A 15,521-nucleotide genomic window follows, 5' to 3' on the forward strand; every position below is an offset into this window, starting at 1 on the left:
TGGATAACCTCCCACACAACAGCACCTTAGCGAATCACTGGCGGCCATTAAGTAGCCTTGCCCTGAATCCACTACGGCGAGGCATCAATGACCATTTCCACCGATACAACCTTATTGCATGACCCGCGACGACAGGCATCGCTGCTTTACTGGCAGGGCTTTTCCGTGCCACAGATTGCCGAAATGCTGCAGGTCAAGCGCCCGACCGTGCAGAGTTGGAAACAGCGCGACGGCTGGGACGGCATCGCACCGATTTCCCGTGTCGAAAGCAGCCTTGAGGCGCGCCTGATTCAGCTCATCGCCAAGCCGCAAAAGTCAGGCGGCGACTTCAAAGAGATTGACCTGCTCGGGCGGCAGATTGAGCGACTGGCGCGCGTCAACCGCTACAACCAGACCGGCAACGAGGCCGACCTTAACCCCAACGTTGCCAACCGTAACAAGGGGGAGCGTAAGAGGCCGAAAAAGAACTTTTTCAGCGATGAGGCTGTCGCAAAGCTGGAAGAAATTTTCTTCGACCAGTCTTTCGAATACCAGTTGCAGTGGTACCGGGCAGGACTGGCGCACCGTATTCGCGATATTCTCAAATCCCGCCAGATTGGCGCGACGTTCTACTTTTCCCGCGAGGCACTGCTGCGCGCGCTCAAGACCGGCCATAACCAGATTTTTCTGTCGGCCAGTAAAACGCAGGCTTACGTGTTCCGGGAATACATCATCCAGTTTGCGCGACTGGTTGACGTCGACCTGACCGGCGACCCGATTGTCATCGGCAACAACGGCGCAAAGCTGATTTTTCTCGGCACCAATTCCAACACCGCACAGAGCCATAACGGCGACCTGTATGTCGATGAAATATTCTGGATCCCGAATTTTCAGAAGCTGCGCAAAGTCGCATCGGGCATGGCCTCGCAAAAGCATCTGCGCTCAACTTACTTTTCGACACCTTCCACGCTGGCGCACGGCGCTTACCCCTTCTGGTCTGGCGAGCTGTTCAACAAGGGGCGCGCCAGTGCCGCTGACCGCATCGAAATCGACATCAGTCACAGCGCGCTCGCCGGTGGGCTTCTTTGCGCTGACGGACAGTGGCGGCAGATTGTCACTATTGAGGACGCCCTTGCCGGTGGCTGCACCCTGTTCGACCTCGACCAGCTCAGACGCGAAAACAGTGATGAGGACTTTAAAAACCTGTTTATGTGCGAGTTTGTCGACGATAAGGCATCGGTATTCCCGTTCGAGGAACTGCAGCGCTGCATGGTCGACGTGATGGAAACATGGGAGGACTTCGCCCCGTTCGCCGACCATCCATTCGGCTCGCGACCGGTCTGGATTGGCTACGACCCGTCCCACACCGGCGACAGTGCCGGATGTGTCGTACTCGCGCCGCCGGTGGTTTCGGGTGGCAAGTTTCGCATGCTGGAGCGTCACCAGTGGAAAGGCATGGACTTTGCCGCGCAGGCAGAAGGCATCCGCAGGCTCACTGAGAAATACAACGTCGAATACATCGGCATTGACGCAACAGGCCTCGGTCTCGGCGTATTCCAGTTGGTGCGCTCATTCTACCCGGCGGCACGCGGTATCCGTTACACGCCAGAAATGAAAACCGCAATGGTGCTCAAGGCGAAAGACACGATTCGCCGTGGCTGTCTGGAGTACGACGCCGGAGCAACTGATGTCACACAGTCGTTTATGTCCATCCGCAAAACCATGACCAGCAGCGGGCGCAGCGCCACCTATGAGGCCAGCCGCACCGAGGAAGCCAGTCACGCTGATATCGCATGGGCCACCATGCATGCCCTGTTAAACGAACCGCTTTCTGCCGGTAGCGGCATGCAGCCTAAATCTATTCTGGAGTTCAACTAATGGGTAAGCAAAAATCCCGTAAAGCCGCCGCGCAGAAAGCCCGCGCACCACAGCAACTGAAAGCCAGCGCACCGCAAAAAATGGAGGCATTCACCTTCGGTGAGCCGGTGCCGGTGCTCGATAAGCGCGATATTCTGGATTACGTCGAGTGCATCAGTAACGGCAAATGGTACGAGCCGCCGGTCAGCTTCTCCGGGCTGGCAAAAAGCCTGCGCTCTGCAGTGCATCACAGCTCGCCGATTTACGTTAAACGCAATGTGCTCGCAAGTACCTACATTCCGCATCCACTGCTGTCCCGTCAGGATTTCAGCCGCTTTGCGCTCGACTATCTGGTATTCGGTAACGCCTTTCTTGAGCAGCGCCACAGCGTCACCGGCCAGTTAATCAAACTGCTGACTTCACCGGCAAAATATACCCGGCGCGGGGTCGATGACTCGGTTTTCTGGTTTGTGGAAAACTTCACTCAACCGCATGAGTTCGCACCCGATACCGTGTTCCACCTGCTGGAGCCTGATATTAATCAGGAGATTTACGGCCTGCCTGAATATCTCAGCGCGCTTAATTCCGCCTGGCTGAATGAATCCGCGACGCTGTTCCGCCGCAAGTATTACCAGAACGGCGCGCACGCAGGTTACATCATGTATGTGACTGACCCGGCGCAAAGCGCGACTGACGTCGAATCGCTGCGCGATGCAATGCGTAACTCTAAAGGGCTCGGCAACTTTAAAAACCTGTTTTTCTACTCACCGAACGGGAAACCGGACGGCATAAAAATCGTGCCATTGAGCGAAGTCGCCACAAAGGATGACTTTTTCAACATCAAGAAAGCCAGCGCCGCTGACCTGATGGATGCGCACCGCGTACCTTTCCAGCTCATGGGCGGCAAGCCTGAGAATATCGGCTCAATGGGTGATGTTGAGAAGGTGGCAAAGGTCTTTGTGCGTAACGAGTTATCACCCTTACAGGACAGATTCAGGGAGGTAAACGACTGGCTCGGCATGGAGGTCATCAGGTTCAAAGAGTACACCCTCGACAACCCGGAATAACTTAGGTCAGCTTAATCTCTGCGCTCATCATTGAAGATACAATCTGCGAAAGCTATAGTGCATCAGATATCAAAATAATGGATGCGGAGATTAATATTTTGGAAACTAATTTTGAAATAACCCTGGAAGGTTTCGCTACTGAAGAAGAAGCAAATAATATCGGTAGGTTCACGCTAGAAGCCATCCGGGCTTTAAATAACAATCTCAACCTTGAAATCTCAAAATTAAAATGCATTGTTATTTCCTATAACTTTAGCGAAGCCCTTCAAAAGATAACATCCACTTACCAACACAAATCTCCTAGTTCATACACCAATAGCAAACAGGGTGCAGCCGTCGGACAATTAGTATCAAAAATTGGCAATGATGGGCTATGTGAAGAATATACCCTTGTACTATCTATTGAATTTTTTGCTGAGCTTTTCAATGATGGAAGCTTCTTAAAATTGAACGAAGAAGGATACCGCGCAGTCATCCATCGTATTCACCATGAATTAGTGCACGTACATGAAAAAAACTTACTAACATGCTTAGCCCAAAACTTTACGGTCAACGAGTATGGCAGCGCGCTTCTTATCTCAGCCACGCGTGCATGGTCTGAATATCTCGCTAATTACATGTCTTCAGGGTCAGCCCCTCAAGAGACTATCGATTTATTTCTAGAGAATCTTGATACCGTTGTAAATGAAGTATCTGACGAGATTGGAAAACTCATCTGGGACTATAAACGCTATAATACGCCTCTGAGTGAAATGTATCTCGAAGTAAAAAAACGCATCAGGCTTATCATCAACTCTTATGCTTATGCGATGGGTTATGTCCACTCTCTAAATATCAATATTAAAGAATACGATCCAAAGCTATCCCTTACACTATCCAACTCAAAGATAAGATATCAATTATCAGAATTAGGCATTGCTTTTCAGAATCTTTATGGCAAGTTTAATGACCAGCACATTACAGGTTTTGATGATTATCGGGAAATAACAATAGTCATTAGTGAAATATTCAAGCAGTTTGGGCTTGTTTTAGAGTGTCCCGATTGGTCTAGTGACTGTGAACTCTACATACATGTAAATTAGTTTAATCATTGTAAAAACATTAGCAGTTTGAATCTCGCCATTCCTGTTAAGCCGCTGTCTCTAGGCGGCTTTTCCATGCACACCACCGTCACGCCTCAGACGCGCCACACGCGCACAACCACCCCCGACCACCAACGAACCGACAGCGACCACGAAAGCGCCATCACGACGCGCTCAGACGATAATTTTTAATATTACGCACCACCGCTGGCGCGCAATGCTTTCCCCGCCACGCCTGCCCGCTTTATGGGTCGGTTTTAATGCAGGTGCATGACCACTCTGGAACCGCGCCAGCTCTGACAGAATACGCTCAGAACTGGCACGACTGGGGCATGCAAAAAAATGCACCTAAGGCATGCATCATTTACTTGCGTACTCTTTACTCATTTTTTTCGCTGTTAATTTTCGCAAAAATACCTTCTTGAATGAATCCAATAGATGACATCTTGTCATGCTTACCAACAAGAAAGTCTTCAAATTCCTGAAAGTGCCCTAGAATACACTCTTGAATTTTGTCAAATACAGGTGTGAATTCATTTGAGTTGATGAGAGAGGTGATTTTTGTTGCGAAACCTATGCTATCAACACCAAATGTATATGAGTCATCATCATTTTTTCTGAATTTGAAATCTATTTGGAAAGGCGACTGTGGGTAAGTATTAGAGTCTTTATAGACGGTCAATATAAATCCTAAATGCCAGAACCCATCATCCCCCAAATGAGTAGCTCCAGTGGGAGTATATTTCGTATTTGGTTTTTCATCTTTATCTAACGGGATTATTTTATATGCTTTTTCATTATCAATCCCAAGATAATCTAAATAATTTTTAATCACGTGACCAGAAAAGTTATACGCATCAAATCGAGTATCAGAAAGTTTGTTCCGAAACTCGGTATATGCACTGCACAGCTCTGTAAACTTTGACATAATCTATCCTCTTTCGATTGTAAGTATCTAACGCCTCGCAGGGCTCGTTGTTCAACCCTGCCAGTACTGAAAGCGAGTTTCAGCACCGGCAGCGTTCGTCACTATATTGTTTAATTGTCGAGTATCGAATCGACCTCACCCGTTCGCACGTTGACGCGTGCCGCTACGGTTTGTTTGACCACACCACCATAAGCATTAGTACCGCGAAACGTTGTTTTTACAACGGCATGCGGGTCTTTATTCAAAATCAGATGGTAGACCGTTGAAACATGTTTATAAGAAGAATCATCATTCATGCTGGCTTTTATCAGCTTCTCTAACGGGCGATAAGAGCCATCCCAACCGCTAAAATTACCCTGAAATGCGTCAAGATTGATTTTATTATTCAGGGATTGTGGATCCTTCTCGAAGTCGTTGAAACACCACCCCAACACATCACCGAGCTTTAACGCATCATCTTTCGTAAAAGTGTACTCACTCATACAGGCATAAAAAGCATCAGCAGAGCTTACCGGTACACCTTTGAAGCCAACATAGCCTTTAACGATATCGTGCCGGGTTTCTTTTGGCTCATTGCGATATTCTTTGAGAGTCTTATCTGCGTACTCAAACGTTGGCGTAGTCGGTTCCACTTTAACCTCCGGCACGTCAGTTTTTGCCACAGGCTGACTTTTTTCAGTCGGCCATAAGATTGAGCCAATAACACCCAGCGCCAGACAGCCACCGAGATAAACCGCACTGGAGCGCTTACGGTTCGGCATTCGAACCATCGACGGCTTGATTAACCCCACGATAAAAGCAATAAAGAGAGCCAGAGATAAAAATGCTATTACGGTATCCATGATTTTCCTTAGTGTGTAATCCCCATACAAAACAACCCCATGCTATCAAACATGGGGTCGAGGGTTGCACATTTTTCAGGGATTAACGCCAGCTCTCATCTTCCCACACTTCCTGAAGGATGCTATCCAGCGCTTCGCGGTCTGAATCTTTATCGAATCCCATCAGCTCGACACCGGTCATGGCTCCCTTTTTAACAGTAACGCGCGTTGAGGGGAAAACAGACTGTATTCGCCTGGTCAATTCGCATTGAAAAGCATCAATTACCGGCTGGCCGATTTTTTGGTCTTTATCCAACGTGATATTTACTTTCACCTTGCCCTCCTTTGCAAAGGTTGCATCAACAGGTGGCGCGGAAAAAACAACAGAAAAATTATTATTTTTCATTAGGTTGCCTCTTGCTATCTCCGCGATTAGATTCAATGCAATTTCACGATCTCTTTCCTTACAAGTACCTTCAGCAGTCAGACGCGCAATCATTTCGACCCGCTCAATCATAACGTGCTCGTTTAGCTCTCTATCCACACAACCTCCATTACGAGATACTGTATATACATACAGTAACACGTAATAACAAAAGGTGTGAAGAAAAAATCACAGTTAAACACACTGTATGTACATGATATGGATGAATATTAACGGTTATATTTTCGTTGCGAGTTCAGCTAAAGCCGCAACACGATTGAGGATTATCCTAGCCTTAGCCTGATACGATGGTGCTGAGGTAAATATTTCTCCCTTGGCCGTTCCTCTCAACCATTTACCGTTAAAGCAACTTTTACCACCGGCCATCAGGTGCAGGGCTTCGCCCCGGCTGATTGTGATGCCGGTAGTCAGATGTATCTCGTCGATAGTTTTCGCTATAGCTGCGTTTTGCTCATCCGTTCCGTGGATAAATTTTCGCCGTATTGCTGGCTTTTGCTTCCTGAGTCGGTTTGTCAGCTCTCGTTTTTCACGTCGACTTAGGGGTTTAGATAAATCGAGTTCCGGTGGATCGCTTTCGCTTCCCGTACAGTTATTGACAGAACTCCGAGAGGGCGCAGGAGCGCCCTTAACGTCAACGGCCAAATCAACGGCACGCTTCGGCACAATTTTCCACTGCGTTAGCCGGGTTAAAATCGGAGTGCCAGCACCAATAGCGGAATCGTATACGCCACGAATGCAGACGGTTTCCTCACCATACTGATTAAACTCGGTGCGCGGTTCATACAGTGTGCGCACCTGCAAATCATCGCGACGGACAAACGGCCCACCCTGCGCATTAACGTAACCAGCCCAGTCACCGGCGTCAGCGGCATCATGGACGGCGGCAAACTCAACGCTCAGACCGTGCGCGACCTCGGTATCAGCGAGACGACGCAATTCACGGTAGACCGTCACCGGCGCACCGCCGATAAACTGAAACTGACGGATGTGCCAGCGCGCCGCCCATGCTGAAACGGCGGGCGCCGTCTCTTTTAGCAGCTCACCGCTTTCGTCATCGGTCTCGTCATCGAGAGCATAACCGTCGATGTTTTTAGAAATGTATTTCGCGACATAACCGGTAGCACTGCCTTTCTCCGGGTCGATAGCCTCAGCATGAAAGCGGGCTTTTTTAGCCTTATCACTTTTAAGTTCGTGGCGGTCTTCCTCCCATGCATAATCGCGGATGATGAGGCGCACGCGCTCGACGTCTTCTGGCAACATGAACATAAGCATGTGCCAATGCGGCGTTCCGTCGTGATGAGGCTCGGCAACACGTATGCCGAAAATGCGAATTTCTTTCCGATGTAGCTTGGCACGAATGCGCGCCCAAAGGCCGGTTAGGTAGCTCTGCGTGTCCGACGGGCTGGCGCCGTTCCATTTGCTGTTACGGTATCCCCCTTTAGTCGTGGCATGATATTTAGACGGTGCGGTCAGAGTGTAAAACTCCCCGACGTATCCGAGTTCATTGCAGATATTTTCAAACCCACGGATGCGGGTCATCAGCTCGCAGCGGCGTATCGCAGGGTTAGCGACCGAGCCGTCAAATTTTTCAATCAGGCTGATACGGTTGCCGTCTTCGTCTTCGAGATCCAGACCTTTGAGAAATTCACGAGTGCGGCGCTTTTGTTCACGCCAGTCAGTCACGCAGTTTTTACTCGCATAGGCATGCTTTTTCTTACTGACGTTACCGACAGTAATTTGCAGATGTTCGCGCCATGCAGCCGCAATGCGACGAAGACGACCACGCCACCACACATCGTTAAACATGCGAGCGATGGCCGGGGCGATTTCATCTTCTCCGACATATTTCTTTGTCACTCGCTCCCAATGCGGAGGGGTAACATTGAATTGCAGAGAAATAAAACCGGCGCGCATGTACCAGGTGTACAGCGTTTTAAGCTCGCTAAATCCGGTGTCATCAATGTCAGCCAGTTCAGCGCGAATGAAATTCGCGATATCAGCGGCCAAAAGGTCGATATCGGCGCGTGACATGTCCGGGAGTCGGTTATATCTGGCAACCATATTGACCATGCGTGACGCCAGATATTGCATAAGTTCAGTATCAAAATGACTGCCAAAAACAGCGGCTGATACATTGCTGTTGATACCCGCGCACTCGTATTTTTTTGCGACCAGTTCAAGACGTGGCAATACCCTTTTGCAGAAACTTATTAAAAAGGCATTGGCTCGTTGACTGCCCTGATTTTTCTCCAGCACAGCAGCGGTGCGATAAACATCAAAACGCACGCATTCAGGCTGGAGAGAAAGCACCTTTCTCGCATGCAGCAAAGCCGCGAGCATACGGTCGCGGCGATATTGTTGGTCATAGGTAAGATATGGGCTGGCTATTGCCTGTTTTGGAAAATTCCATACAAAGGCATAATCAATCTCACCCATAGCCTTTGCTGAGACAGGTGTGTCTATGACTTTATTCACTGAAGAAGATCCCACCCAACGCCGCTATGTTGATTCGATTACAGAGGTGACAGCTTTCGAAGCTACGAAAGAACCAATGAAGATCATTTCCGCATCCGACATGCTGGGCATTTGCGATGCTTTTCTTTCTGAGACTCAATGCCACATAGCAGACCGGCTACCTCTTTCAATAGCTGGTCGGCATGAGCTAGGTCGGAAAATTGAGTGGAATTGTCCACATAGCTGGAAACCACGCGAAGAATGGTCAACACATGTTCGGCACGCCTTACAAATTTTAAATCGACGTTATTTGGATACCCCAGTATCTCAACTGGATGACTGGCAGACCTGGGAAGAACTATCGACAGATATTCATGTGTCGGCTCGCTGTACTCGGCGGACTGTTGAGTTTTATCGCTCTGGAAATCCCCAGCATTTACCGATGTCGACTGAGCTTTTTGCTGTTCCCGAAGTTTTTTCAAAATTTGTAGCTTCGATTCTTTCGGGTGATATTCACCCTGTTTGGATGTGGCATGCTGACGCAGCCAAAACGCCGCGATGCCTCGATGGGCTTTATCCCAAATACGCGCCGCTTTCTTGAGCTGGCTTAGTGGTCTGGTAGTCATATCGCACCCCGATAGTGTTTTAATTTAAGTTCGGCGATTTGCTGGCAGGTCACGCAAAAAGCCACGCCCGGAATCGCAGCGCGGCGAGCTTCCGGGATTGGTGCGTCACATTCTTCGCAAAGAAAACGGGAAGGCGCAGCGATACGGCTGCGCGCGTTGCTGATGTGGCGCTCGCGGTCTTCCTGCTCGCGCTGTTGTGCTAAATCCATTGCGTCGGCCATTAGTGCAGCTCCTGTGATTCATTCTCAAAGCGGGTTGCTTCACGACGCAGCAGTTCGGCAGCTTCGGTGCCGCTCATACCCTCTTTGGTGATATGGATAGCCAGCGCCTCAAGGCGGATGGAAACAGCGAGCGCGCGGTCTTTACGCTCTTCTTTTTTTGCATCGATCAGCAATACGGCCAGCGCATCACTATCAGTGTTAAAACTACGGATTTCGGTATTACGCATAATTGATTCTCCTGATTTCGGGCAATAAGAAGCCCGGCGGGTTTACGCCAGATAATTTCTTTTTTTTAATTAGCTATAACCAAATACGACGGCTGGTTTACTTTTCAATTGGCTGATAATTTCAGCTTTCAGGCTATCTTTAAACTGCTTGCAGCACTCCCATTCCGGGTCAACTCGTAAAATTATCCCATCGCGGGTTTTAATTTCAAAACCGTCTTCCATGTTCGGAATCATGGCACCTAAAACAATCCTTAATTCATCGCGTGACATGTTTAACCCCTTTAATAATAAAGTGGACAATACGAATAATTAAAAAACCTGACGATTTCGGCGGCTTTGTTTTCAGCCCTTTTAATAATTCGGACTGTGAGTGGCTCGGGTGCCAGCGCTTGCCGTCCTTACCTGCGATCCAGCCGTGGCCGTAGTGCATGCCGGGGCTTTGTTTAACGAGCAGAGACGCGAATGACGGTTCACTTTTCAGCATACGCACCTCAAATCAGCCCGAAGGATGCGCCAATACCGCTCATGGTATCGACCACGCTCGACATAGCGGGATTAGTCTGCAGACGCGCATGCAACGCCAGCGCCGACAACGACAACATGCGAATGCCAGCATTAACGCTTTCAATCATGTTGTGCTTACGGGCAGAGGTCAGGCGCTCGTCAGAGGCTGCACCGCTCGCCAGCTCGCCGAGTTCACTCATTGCACGCATGACATAAGACTGCAATTTGTCTTTAGCCAGCTCATTAACCGGCACGCATGGCAGGCAATGAATCTGCGCCAGAAAACCATCAACGAGGGTTGAATCTTCGGTCAGGTCAGTCAGCAGCCACAATTCAGGCGGCGTGAACTGGTGAGGCTGTTCCGGGTTGAGCTTGTTACGTAACGTCTGAACATTCATACCCGCACGCTCGGCAAGCTTCGCCATGTTGTGACGCTGCGCAAAAGCCCTGCACGCTTCGTCATAGTGGGGATGTTTGGAAATCTGAAAATCAAACATGTTGAGCCCTCAAAATTCACATAAAGTGAATTACGCACCAATAACGAGTTGAAAACGGGAATGGCCCAATGCCTTACGCATCTGTTCCTCTTTCCAGCGGGCATAGTAGATACGAACTTGACCGCCAGCACGTTTACAGCCCTTACGGATAACGCGAGGTTCGATAGGTAAACGCGGGTTATCTCCGGTTGTCCAGCGGCGCGCGGTGCGGTATGACACCCCCTCAAGTTCTGCAAACTGTTGCAGGGTGACGATGGGGGCAGGCACTTTGATGATTGCGATTTCAGAAGCCATGTTGCATGATTCCCTATTTGCCAAAGATTGCAATTAAAGGGCCACCGTTTGCCAACATAGGGCCATCAATTGCGTAGGTTTAGCCAAAATATACTTCCCAATTGAGAAGTAGTAAATAGGTTTTATCGATATGAGAATAGATTCTTTAGGATGGAGCAACGTTGATGTACTGGATCGCATCTGCGAGGCTTACGGGTTTTCACAGAAAATTCAGCTAGCTAACCATTTCGATATTGCATCGAGCTCCCTCTCTAACAGATATACCCGAGGCGCTATTTCGTATGACTTTGCGGCACACTGCGCTCTTGAAACAGGGGCCAATCTGCAGTGGTTACTTACAGGAAAAGGGCAACCGTTCACATCTTCTGCGACAGCCGAGGACACAATGAGCATCGAGTTATTCACATTAAGTGAAGAAATACTCAAAAGTGATGGTTCTATAACAGTCGACGCTCATTTTTTCACAAAGCCGCTTACAGATGCGATGGCTATACGAACGGAAGGAAAACTCCATTTCATTGATAAGCAGGCATCACTCTCTGACGGCCTTTGGCTGGTCGACATAGAGGGTGGAATTAGTATTCGAGAGCTAACAAAACTCCCGGGTAGAAAATTGCACGTTACTGGTGGAAAGGTTCCTTTTGAGTGCGGTATTGATGACATAAAGACGCTGGGTAGAGTGGTAGGTGTGTACAGCGAGGTTAATTGATGACTGTCCGTAAAAACCCCGCTGGAGGTTGGATTTGCGAACTTTATCCTAACGGGGCAAAAGGCAAGCGTATCAGAAAGAAATTCGCCACCAAAGGTGAAGCGCTGGCCTTTGAACAATACACCGTACAAAATCCGTGGCAGGAGGAAAAGGAAGACAGGCGAACGCTAAAAGAATTGGTCGACGCATGGTATAGCGCTCATGGTATTACCTTGAGAGACGGACTAAAACGCCAGCTAGCTATGCACCATGCCTTTGAGTGTATGGGCGAACCACTCGCACGCGATTTCGATGCACAGATGTTTTCCCGCTACCGGGAAAAGCGGCTAAAGGGTGAATATGCCCGTTCAAATAGGGTTAAAGAGGTTTCCCCTCGCACGCTTAATCTTGAACTCGCTTACTTCCGCGCGGTGTTCAATGAGTTAAATCGCCTCGGCGAATGGAAGGGTGAAAATCCTCTAAAAAATATGCGCCCTTTCCGCACAGAAGAAATGGAAATGGCCTGGTTAACTCACGACCAGATTGCGCAACTGCTCGGAGAGTGCAAACGCCATGACCACCCTGATTTAGAAACAGTGGTGAGAATCTGTCTCGCCACTGGCGCTCGATGGTCAGAGGCTGAGAGCCTGAAAAAAAGCCAGCTCGCGAAATACAAAATCACGTACACCAACACAAAAGGCAGAAAAAACCGCACAGTTCCCATCAGTAAAGAGCTTTATGACTCCCTACCTGATGACAAAAAAGGCCGACTGTTTAGTGATTGTTATGGGGCGTTCAGGTCTGCTCTGGAAAGGACAGGCATCGAATTACCGGCCGGGCAACTTACCCACGTTTTACGGCATACCTTCGCCAGCCATTTTATGATGAATGGTGGTAATATTCTGGTCTTGCAGCGCGTGCTTGGTCATACCGACATAAAAATGACGATGCGATATGCGCACTTTGCCCCTGACCACTTAGAGGATGCCGTTAAACTTAATCCACTGGCGATGAGTGGCGATAAAATGGCGGTAGAAATGGCTCAAACTGGCCCTTAGCTGGTCAAGAGTGGCCCTTTATGTCTATGATTTATAAAGCAACCTATTGATTTTCGGTTGTTCTGTTAGGAACTCATAATCGCTTGGTCGCTGGTTCAAGTCCAGCAGGGGCCACCAAATAAAACAAGGGCTTACGCTAAAAACGTGAGTCCTTTTGTTATCTATGGAAAACCCCCAGCCTAGCTGGGGTTTTCCATAGACAAAAAAAGCCGGTCGTTTGACCGGCTACTTGTTGTTTTAGTTCTGTGACGCTTTCCCGTCAATACACTGATATTCGACGTAGACGTCCATTTGTCTGCATCCTATTGGGCTGGGATCCGTACATTGTGACGTCTGGCCTCCGAACGCCTCGGCGCCATCATATCCCCACACCCTGCATTTTTGGGCGGCCAATGATTGGCCCTGATTCATATCTACGCTCGCTTTTTCAAACGCGCCGTAACTTTCGCCAACGTGATACCCCATCCTGATCGTTCCATCGGCTTTACTTCCTCCGACGGGTGTCATTTGCTTATGAACAGTGCAACCAGAAAGTATTAAAAAACCAAAAAGACAAAATGCAATTTTTTTCATGATAAAACCCTTTTCCTTATAGGATTTTTCATGATGCACCCGGCATGTACGGAAACATACCCGCGCCCTTTTATTTTCGGAATTCGTTTAGGCTATCTCCTCGCGATTGATTCCGCCTGCTCTCAGCATCAAGCGCACTAGCCTCACACAGCACGTTACGCTTTCTGCGGCACTAAATGATTAACCTCCCTAATTAATTGGGTATCTACTAGCAACTCCTTTAACTGGAATGGATGATAATCATGGGATGGGATCCAAGAAGCGCAGGCAACTACGCGAAAGCTCAAGCCGAGCCAGGCCCAACAAGCAACTGCGCCGCATACGTGCGGCGGGCAATTCATGCTGGCGGGATAAATGTCATAAATACACACCATGCAAAAGACTACGGCCCGATGTTGGAGGCGGCAGGGTTTAGAAAAATATCTTCAACGCAATCCCCCATGGCAGGTGACGTGGTTGTGATACAGCCCTACACAGGAGGGAATACTTCGGGACATATGGCGATTTACGACGGGCAGGACTGGTATTCTGACTTTAAACAGAGGGATTTTTGGGGCGGGCCTGGTTATCGCTCAGCAAAGCCGTCGTACCAAATGTACAGGATGAACTAATGCGCACTTTCATTGCGATTTTATTTATCTCTCTACTTTCAGCATGCAGTTCGCATCCTGAACAGGCACAGAAACGGGTATTTGATTTTTACTCGTATTATTTAAATGTTTATGCTAATAGCACAGGGAAAATAAAACCAGATCCCGAAAAGATGAAAGATTACGTTGCTCAAGAGACACTAAATCAATTGAGCGTCATTTCATATATTTATGAGCAGGAAATCGTTGGTTCTGATTATTACACATACGCACAAGACTATGCCGCTGACTGGATACCGCGCTTAAGGGTGGGTGATGCTAAGGATTATTTTGGCGGTAAGTATGTTAACGTCTGGTTAGGTTGTGAAAACAATAAAACTTACCAAATCGGTGTATACCTGATAAAAGAGGATGGCCGCTGGAAAATATACAGAGTGAAAGATATAACCGATAATTACGAGCAGTATATATTTGACACGCACGCCATAGAAAAAGCGAAGCAACACGCCGCAAGCATCAATTAATTAGGGAGATTATGACGGCTGCTCAATTAATCTCAATGAGCGGCCATCCTTAACAGTCATAGGGCTTTTTTTCGTCTTCCTGCGGATTCAGTAACGCAAGCAACACAGGCCATTTACCCGCCTCGCTCAATGTTCCATCAGCACCAACGTATCACGCCTTACGTTACGGCGAGCACGAGCACTGCCTGAAAGCGTTCCAACCTGACGGCCCCGGCAACCGAAGATGTGTCCGATACCACTATGTTTATTAAATCACAGAGTTTCGTCCATCTTTGAGGTGTGAGGCCAGGCGATTAACACCCTCTCCCCCCTATTTACGATGCCAATAAGCTGCCGCACGAACCAGTTGTGGGTCGAACCCATTTTCAAAGCGCTGGCTTAAACGTTTCACCATTTTTCCTTCGCCAGTGATCCAGATGAAATAGTCTGAATTGGGTATGGCCATCTGCGACAGGCGCGTCTGTATTGCCTGTTCATCACCGCCAACAACATATTCCACAGCAACGTCAGTCAAATGGGCAAGATAATCCTGATATGCCGCATTCTGAATGCTCACCAGCGCCATTATGTCGGGACGCGCAGGCAGACGGCTAAGCACCTCCAGGCGACGACGCAGCGCAGGCATACCAGACTCATCGCAGACATACACCTGACAGGCATAGTCTTCCGGCACCACCAGTGAACCGCGAGGCCCGCCAATGGTCAGTGTATCGCCCTCACACGCCTCCAGAGCCCAGCGGCTGGCCATGCCGCCAGCATGAATGAAGAAATCCAGCGCCAGCTCACGACGCGCTTCATCATATAACGGCGTGTAATCCCGGGAGGCCGGACGAACGCCGTCCCCCCAGATAATGCCTTCCGCTGTTACTGCCGGAGGCGTAAAGCGGCTGCCGGGCTCAGGGAAAAAGACTTTCGTATGATCGTCAAAGCCCAGGGACGTAAAACCGTCCAGAGCATCGCCGCCAAGCACGATACGCTGAAAAGCCGCGCTAATACGCTCTGCCCGTAGGACGGTCAACTCGCGAAAACGCAGTTCATTACGAACACGTTGTGGGTAACGTAGGGATGATGTTGTCATTTGTTGCC

Annotated in this window: 20 protein-coding genes and 1 tRNA gene; 9 read left to right on the forward strand and 12 right to left on the reverse strand. The window is 48.9% G+C overall.

Features of this window, described 5'->3' with window-relative positions:
• Positions 1–87: 87 nt before the first annotated feature.
• The 3 genes from SBG_RS14645 (at position 88) to SBG_RS14655 (ending at position 3,985) form a co-directional block, all read left to right on the forward strand.
• Positions 88–1,857 carry a terminase ATPase subunit family protein gene (locus SBG_RS14645; RefSeq protein ID WP_000156054.1) on the forward strand — a complete coding sequence of 590 codons (1,770 nt, stop codon included), beginning with the start codon at positions 88–90 and terminating at the stop codon, positions 1,855–1,857.
• Complete coding sequence (locus tag SBG_RS14650) at positions 1,857–2,903, forward strand: phage portal protein (RefSeq protein WP_000517958.1); 1,047 nt, start codon at positions 1,857–1,859, stop codon at positions 2,901–2,903. Before SBG_RS14645 ends, SBG_RS14650 begins: the two co-directional genes overlap by 1 nt.
• Before the next feature lie 77 nt (positions 2,904–2,980).
• Entirely contained in the window at positions 2,981–3,985 is a 1,005-nt protein-coding gene (locus tag SBG_RS14655; RefSeq protein ID WP_000338485.1) for a hypothetical protein, read from the forward strand.
• 379 nt (positions 3,986–4,364) lie between these two features.
• Here SBG_RS14655 and SBG_RS14660 read toward each other — a convergent pair whose 3' ends face one another.
• The 4 genes from SBG_RS14660 to SBG_RS14675 form a co-directional block, all read right to left on the reverse strand.
• Positions 4,365–4,913: a hypothetical protein gene (locus SBG_RS14660; RefSeq protein WP_000033213.1), complete on the reverse strand. Its 549-nt coding sequence runs from the start codon at positions 4,911–4,913 to the stop codon at positions 4,365–4,367.
• A 110-nt stretch (positions 4,914–5,023) separates the two neighbouring features.
• Positions 5,024–5,755, reverse strand: coding sequence for a hypothetical protein (locus SBG_RS14665; protein ID WP_000381894.1), 732 nt, complete (start codon positions 5,753–5,755; stop codon positions 5,024–5,026).
• An 82-nt stretch (positions 5,756–5,837) separates the two neighbouring features.
• Positions 5,838–6,278, reverse strand: a complete 441-nt coding sequence (locus SBG_RS14670) for a DinI family protein (RefSeq protein WP_000373435.1) — start codon at positions 6,276–6,278, stop codon at positions 5,838–5,840.
• A gap of 117 nt (positions 6,279–6,395) precedes the next feature.
• Positions 6,396–8,615, reverse strand: coding sequence for a replication endonuclease (locus SBG_RS14675; RefSeq protein ID WP_000503833.1), 2,220 nt, complete (start codon positions 8,613–8,615; stop codon positions 6,396–6,398).
• A gap of 25 nt (positions 8,616–8,640) precedes the next feature.
• On the opposite strand from SBG_RS14675, the gene SBG_RS22835 reads away from it, so the two are divergent.
• Positions 8,641–9,234, forward strand: a complete 594-nt coding sequence (locus SBG_RS22835; protein ID WP_153655389.1) for a hypothetical protein — start codon at positions 8,641–8,643, stop codon at positions 9,232–9,234.
• 21 nt (positions 9,235–9,255) lie between these two features.
• Here the strand turns inward: SBG_RS22835 and SBG_RS14685 are convergent, their stop codons facing one another.
• The 6 genes from SBG_RS14685 to SBG_RS14710 all read right to left on the reverse strand — a co-directional run bounded on the left by SBG_RS14685 (position 9,256) and on the right by SBG_RS14710 (position 11,002).
• A complete protein-coding gene (locus SBG_RS14685; protein ID WP_000752604.1) occupies positions 9,256–9,480 on the reverse strand; it encodes a TraR/DksA family transcriptional regulator in 225 nt (74 codons plus the stop codon).
• Complete coding sequence (locus SBG_RS14690) at positions 9,480–9,707, reverse strand: DUF2732 domain-containing protein (protein ID WP_001246236.1); 228 nt, start codon at positions 9,705–9,707, stop codon at positions 9,480–9,482. Before SBG_RS14690 ends, SBG_RS14685 begins: the two co-directional genes overlap by 1 nt.
• Before the next feature lie 69 nt (positions 9,708–9,776).
• Positions 9,777–9,977, reverse strand: a complete 201-nt coding sequence (locus SBG_RS14695; RefSeq protein WP_000085639.1) for a hypothetical protein — start codon at positions 9,975–9,977, stop codon at positions 9,777–9,779.
• A complete protein-coding gene (locus tag SBG_RS14700; protein ID WP_000920168.1) occupies positions 9,964–10,191 on the reverse strand; it encodes a phage filamentation protein Fil family protein in 228 nt (75 codons plus the stop codon). Before SBG_RS14700 ends, SBG_RS14695 begins: the two co-directional genes overlap by 14 nt.
• Before the next feature lie 7 nt (positions 10,192–10,198).
• Positions 10,199–10,708, reverse strand: coding sequence for a phage regulatory CII family protein (locus SBG_RS14705; RefSeq protein ID WP_000459332.1), 510 nt, complete (start codon positions 10,706–10,708; stop codon positions 10,199–10,201).
• A gap of 30 nt (positions 10,709–10,738) precedes the next feature.
• Positions 10,739–11,002, reverse strand: coding sequence for a hypothetical protein (locus tag SBG_RS14710; RefSeq protein WP_000135597.1), 264 nt, complete (start codon positions 11,000–11,002; stop codon positions 10,739–10,741).
• A gap of 130 nt (positions 11,003–11,132) precedes the next feature.
• Here SBG_RS14710 and SBG_RS14715 point away from each other — a divergent pair, with 130 nt between their 5' ends.
• From SBG_RS14715 to SBG_RS22780, 3 genes are all read left to right on the forward strand, one after another.
• Positions 11,133–11,711 carry a phage repressor protein CI gene (locus tag SBG_RS14715; RefSeq protein ID WP_001217271.1) on the forward strand — a complete coding sequence of 193 codons (579 nt, stop codon included), beginning with the start codon at positions 11,133–11,135 and terminating at the stop codon, positions 11,709–11,711.
• The gene (locus tag SBG_RS14720; RefSeq protein ID WP_000218395.1) at positions 11,711–12,748 is read left to right on the forward strand and encodes a phage integrase; all 1,038 of its coding nucleotides are present in this window, start codon (positions 11,711–11,713) and stop codon (positions 12,746–12,748) included. Before SBG_RS14715 ends, SBG_RS14720 begins: the two co-directional genes overlap by 1 nt.
• Positions 12,740–12,865, forward strand: a tRNA-OTHER gene (locus SBG_RS22780). The genes SBG_RS14720 and SBG_RS22780 overlap by 9 nt, the downstream gene beginning before the upstream one ends.
• Before the next feature lie 120 nt (positions 12,866–12,985).
• On the opposite strand, the gene yecR is transcribed toward SBG_RS22780, so the two are convergent.
• Positions 12,986–13,321 carry a YecR family lipoprotein gene (yecR, locus tag SBG_RS14725; protein ID WP_000716773.1) on the reverse strand — a complete coding sequence of 112 codons (336 nt, stop codon included), beginning with the start codon at positions 13,319–13,321 and terminating at the stop codon, positions 12,986–12,988.
• A 242-nt stretch (positions 13,322–13,563) separates the two neighbouring features.
• On the opposite strand from yecR, the gene SBG_RS14730 reads away from it, so the two are divergent.
• Together SBG_RS14730 and SBG_RS14735 are read left to right on the forward strand one after the other, a co-directional pair.
• Positions 13,564–13,932 (forward strand): NlpC/P60 family protein, encoded by a 369-nt coding sequence (locus SBG_RS14730; RefSeq protein ID WP_024135121.1) that lies wholly within the window; start codon positions 13,564–13,566, stop codon positions 13,930–13,932.
• Positions 13,932–14,435, forward strand: a complete 504-nt coding sequence (locus SBG_RS14735; RefSeq protein WP_001258712.1) for a YbjP/YqhG family protein — start codon at positions 13,932–13,934, stop codon at positions 14,433–14,435. Before SBG_RS14730 ends, SBG_RS14735 begins: the two co-directional genes overlap by 1 nt.
• Positions 14,436–14,745: 310 nt before the next feature.
• Here the strand turns inward: SBG_RS14735 and SBG_RS14740 are convergent, their stop codons facing one another.
• Complete coding sequence (locus SBG_RS14740) at positions 14,746–15,513, reverse strand: siderophore-interacting protein (protein WP_000213737.1); 768 nt, start codon at positions 15,511–15,513, stop codon at positions 14,746–14,748.
• Between the last annotated feature and the right edge of the window lie 8 nt (positions 15,514–15,521).

It is taken from the genome of Salmonella bongori NCTC 12419 (genome assembly GCF_000252995.1).
In the GTDB taxonomy this organism is placed as follows: domain Bacteria; phylum Pseudomonadota; class Gammaproteobacteria; order Enterobacterales; family Enterobacteriaceae; genus Salmonella; species Salmonella bongori.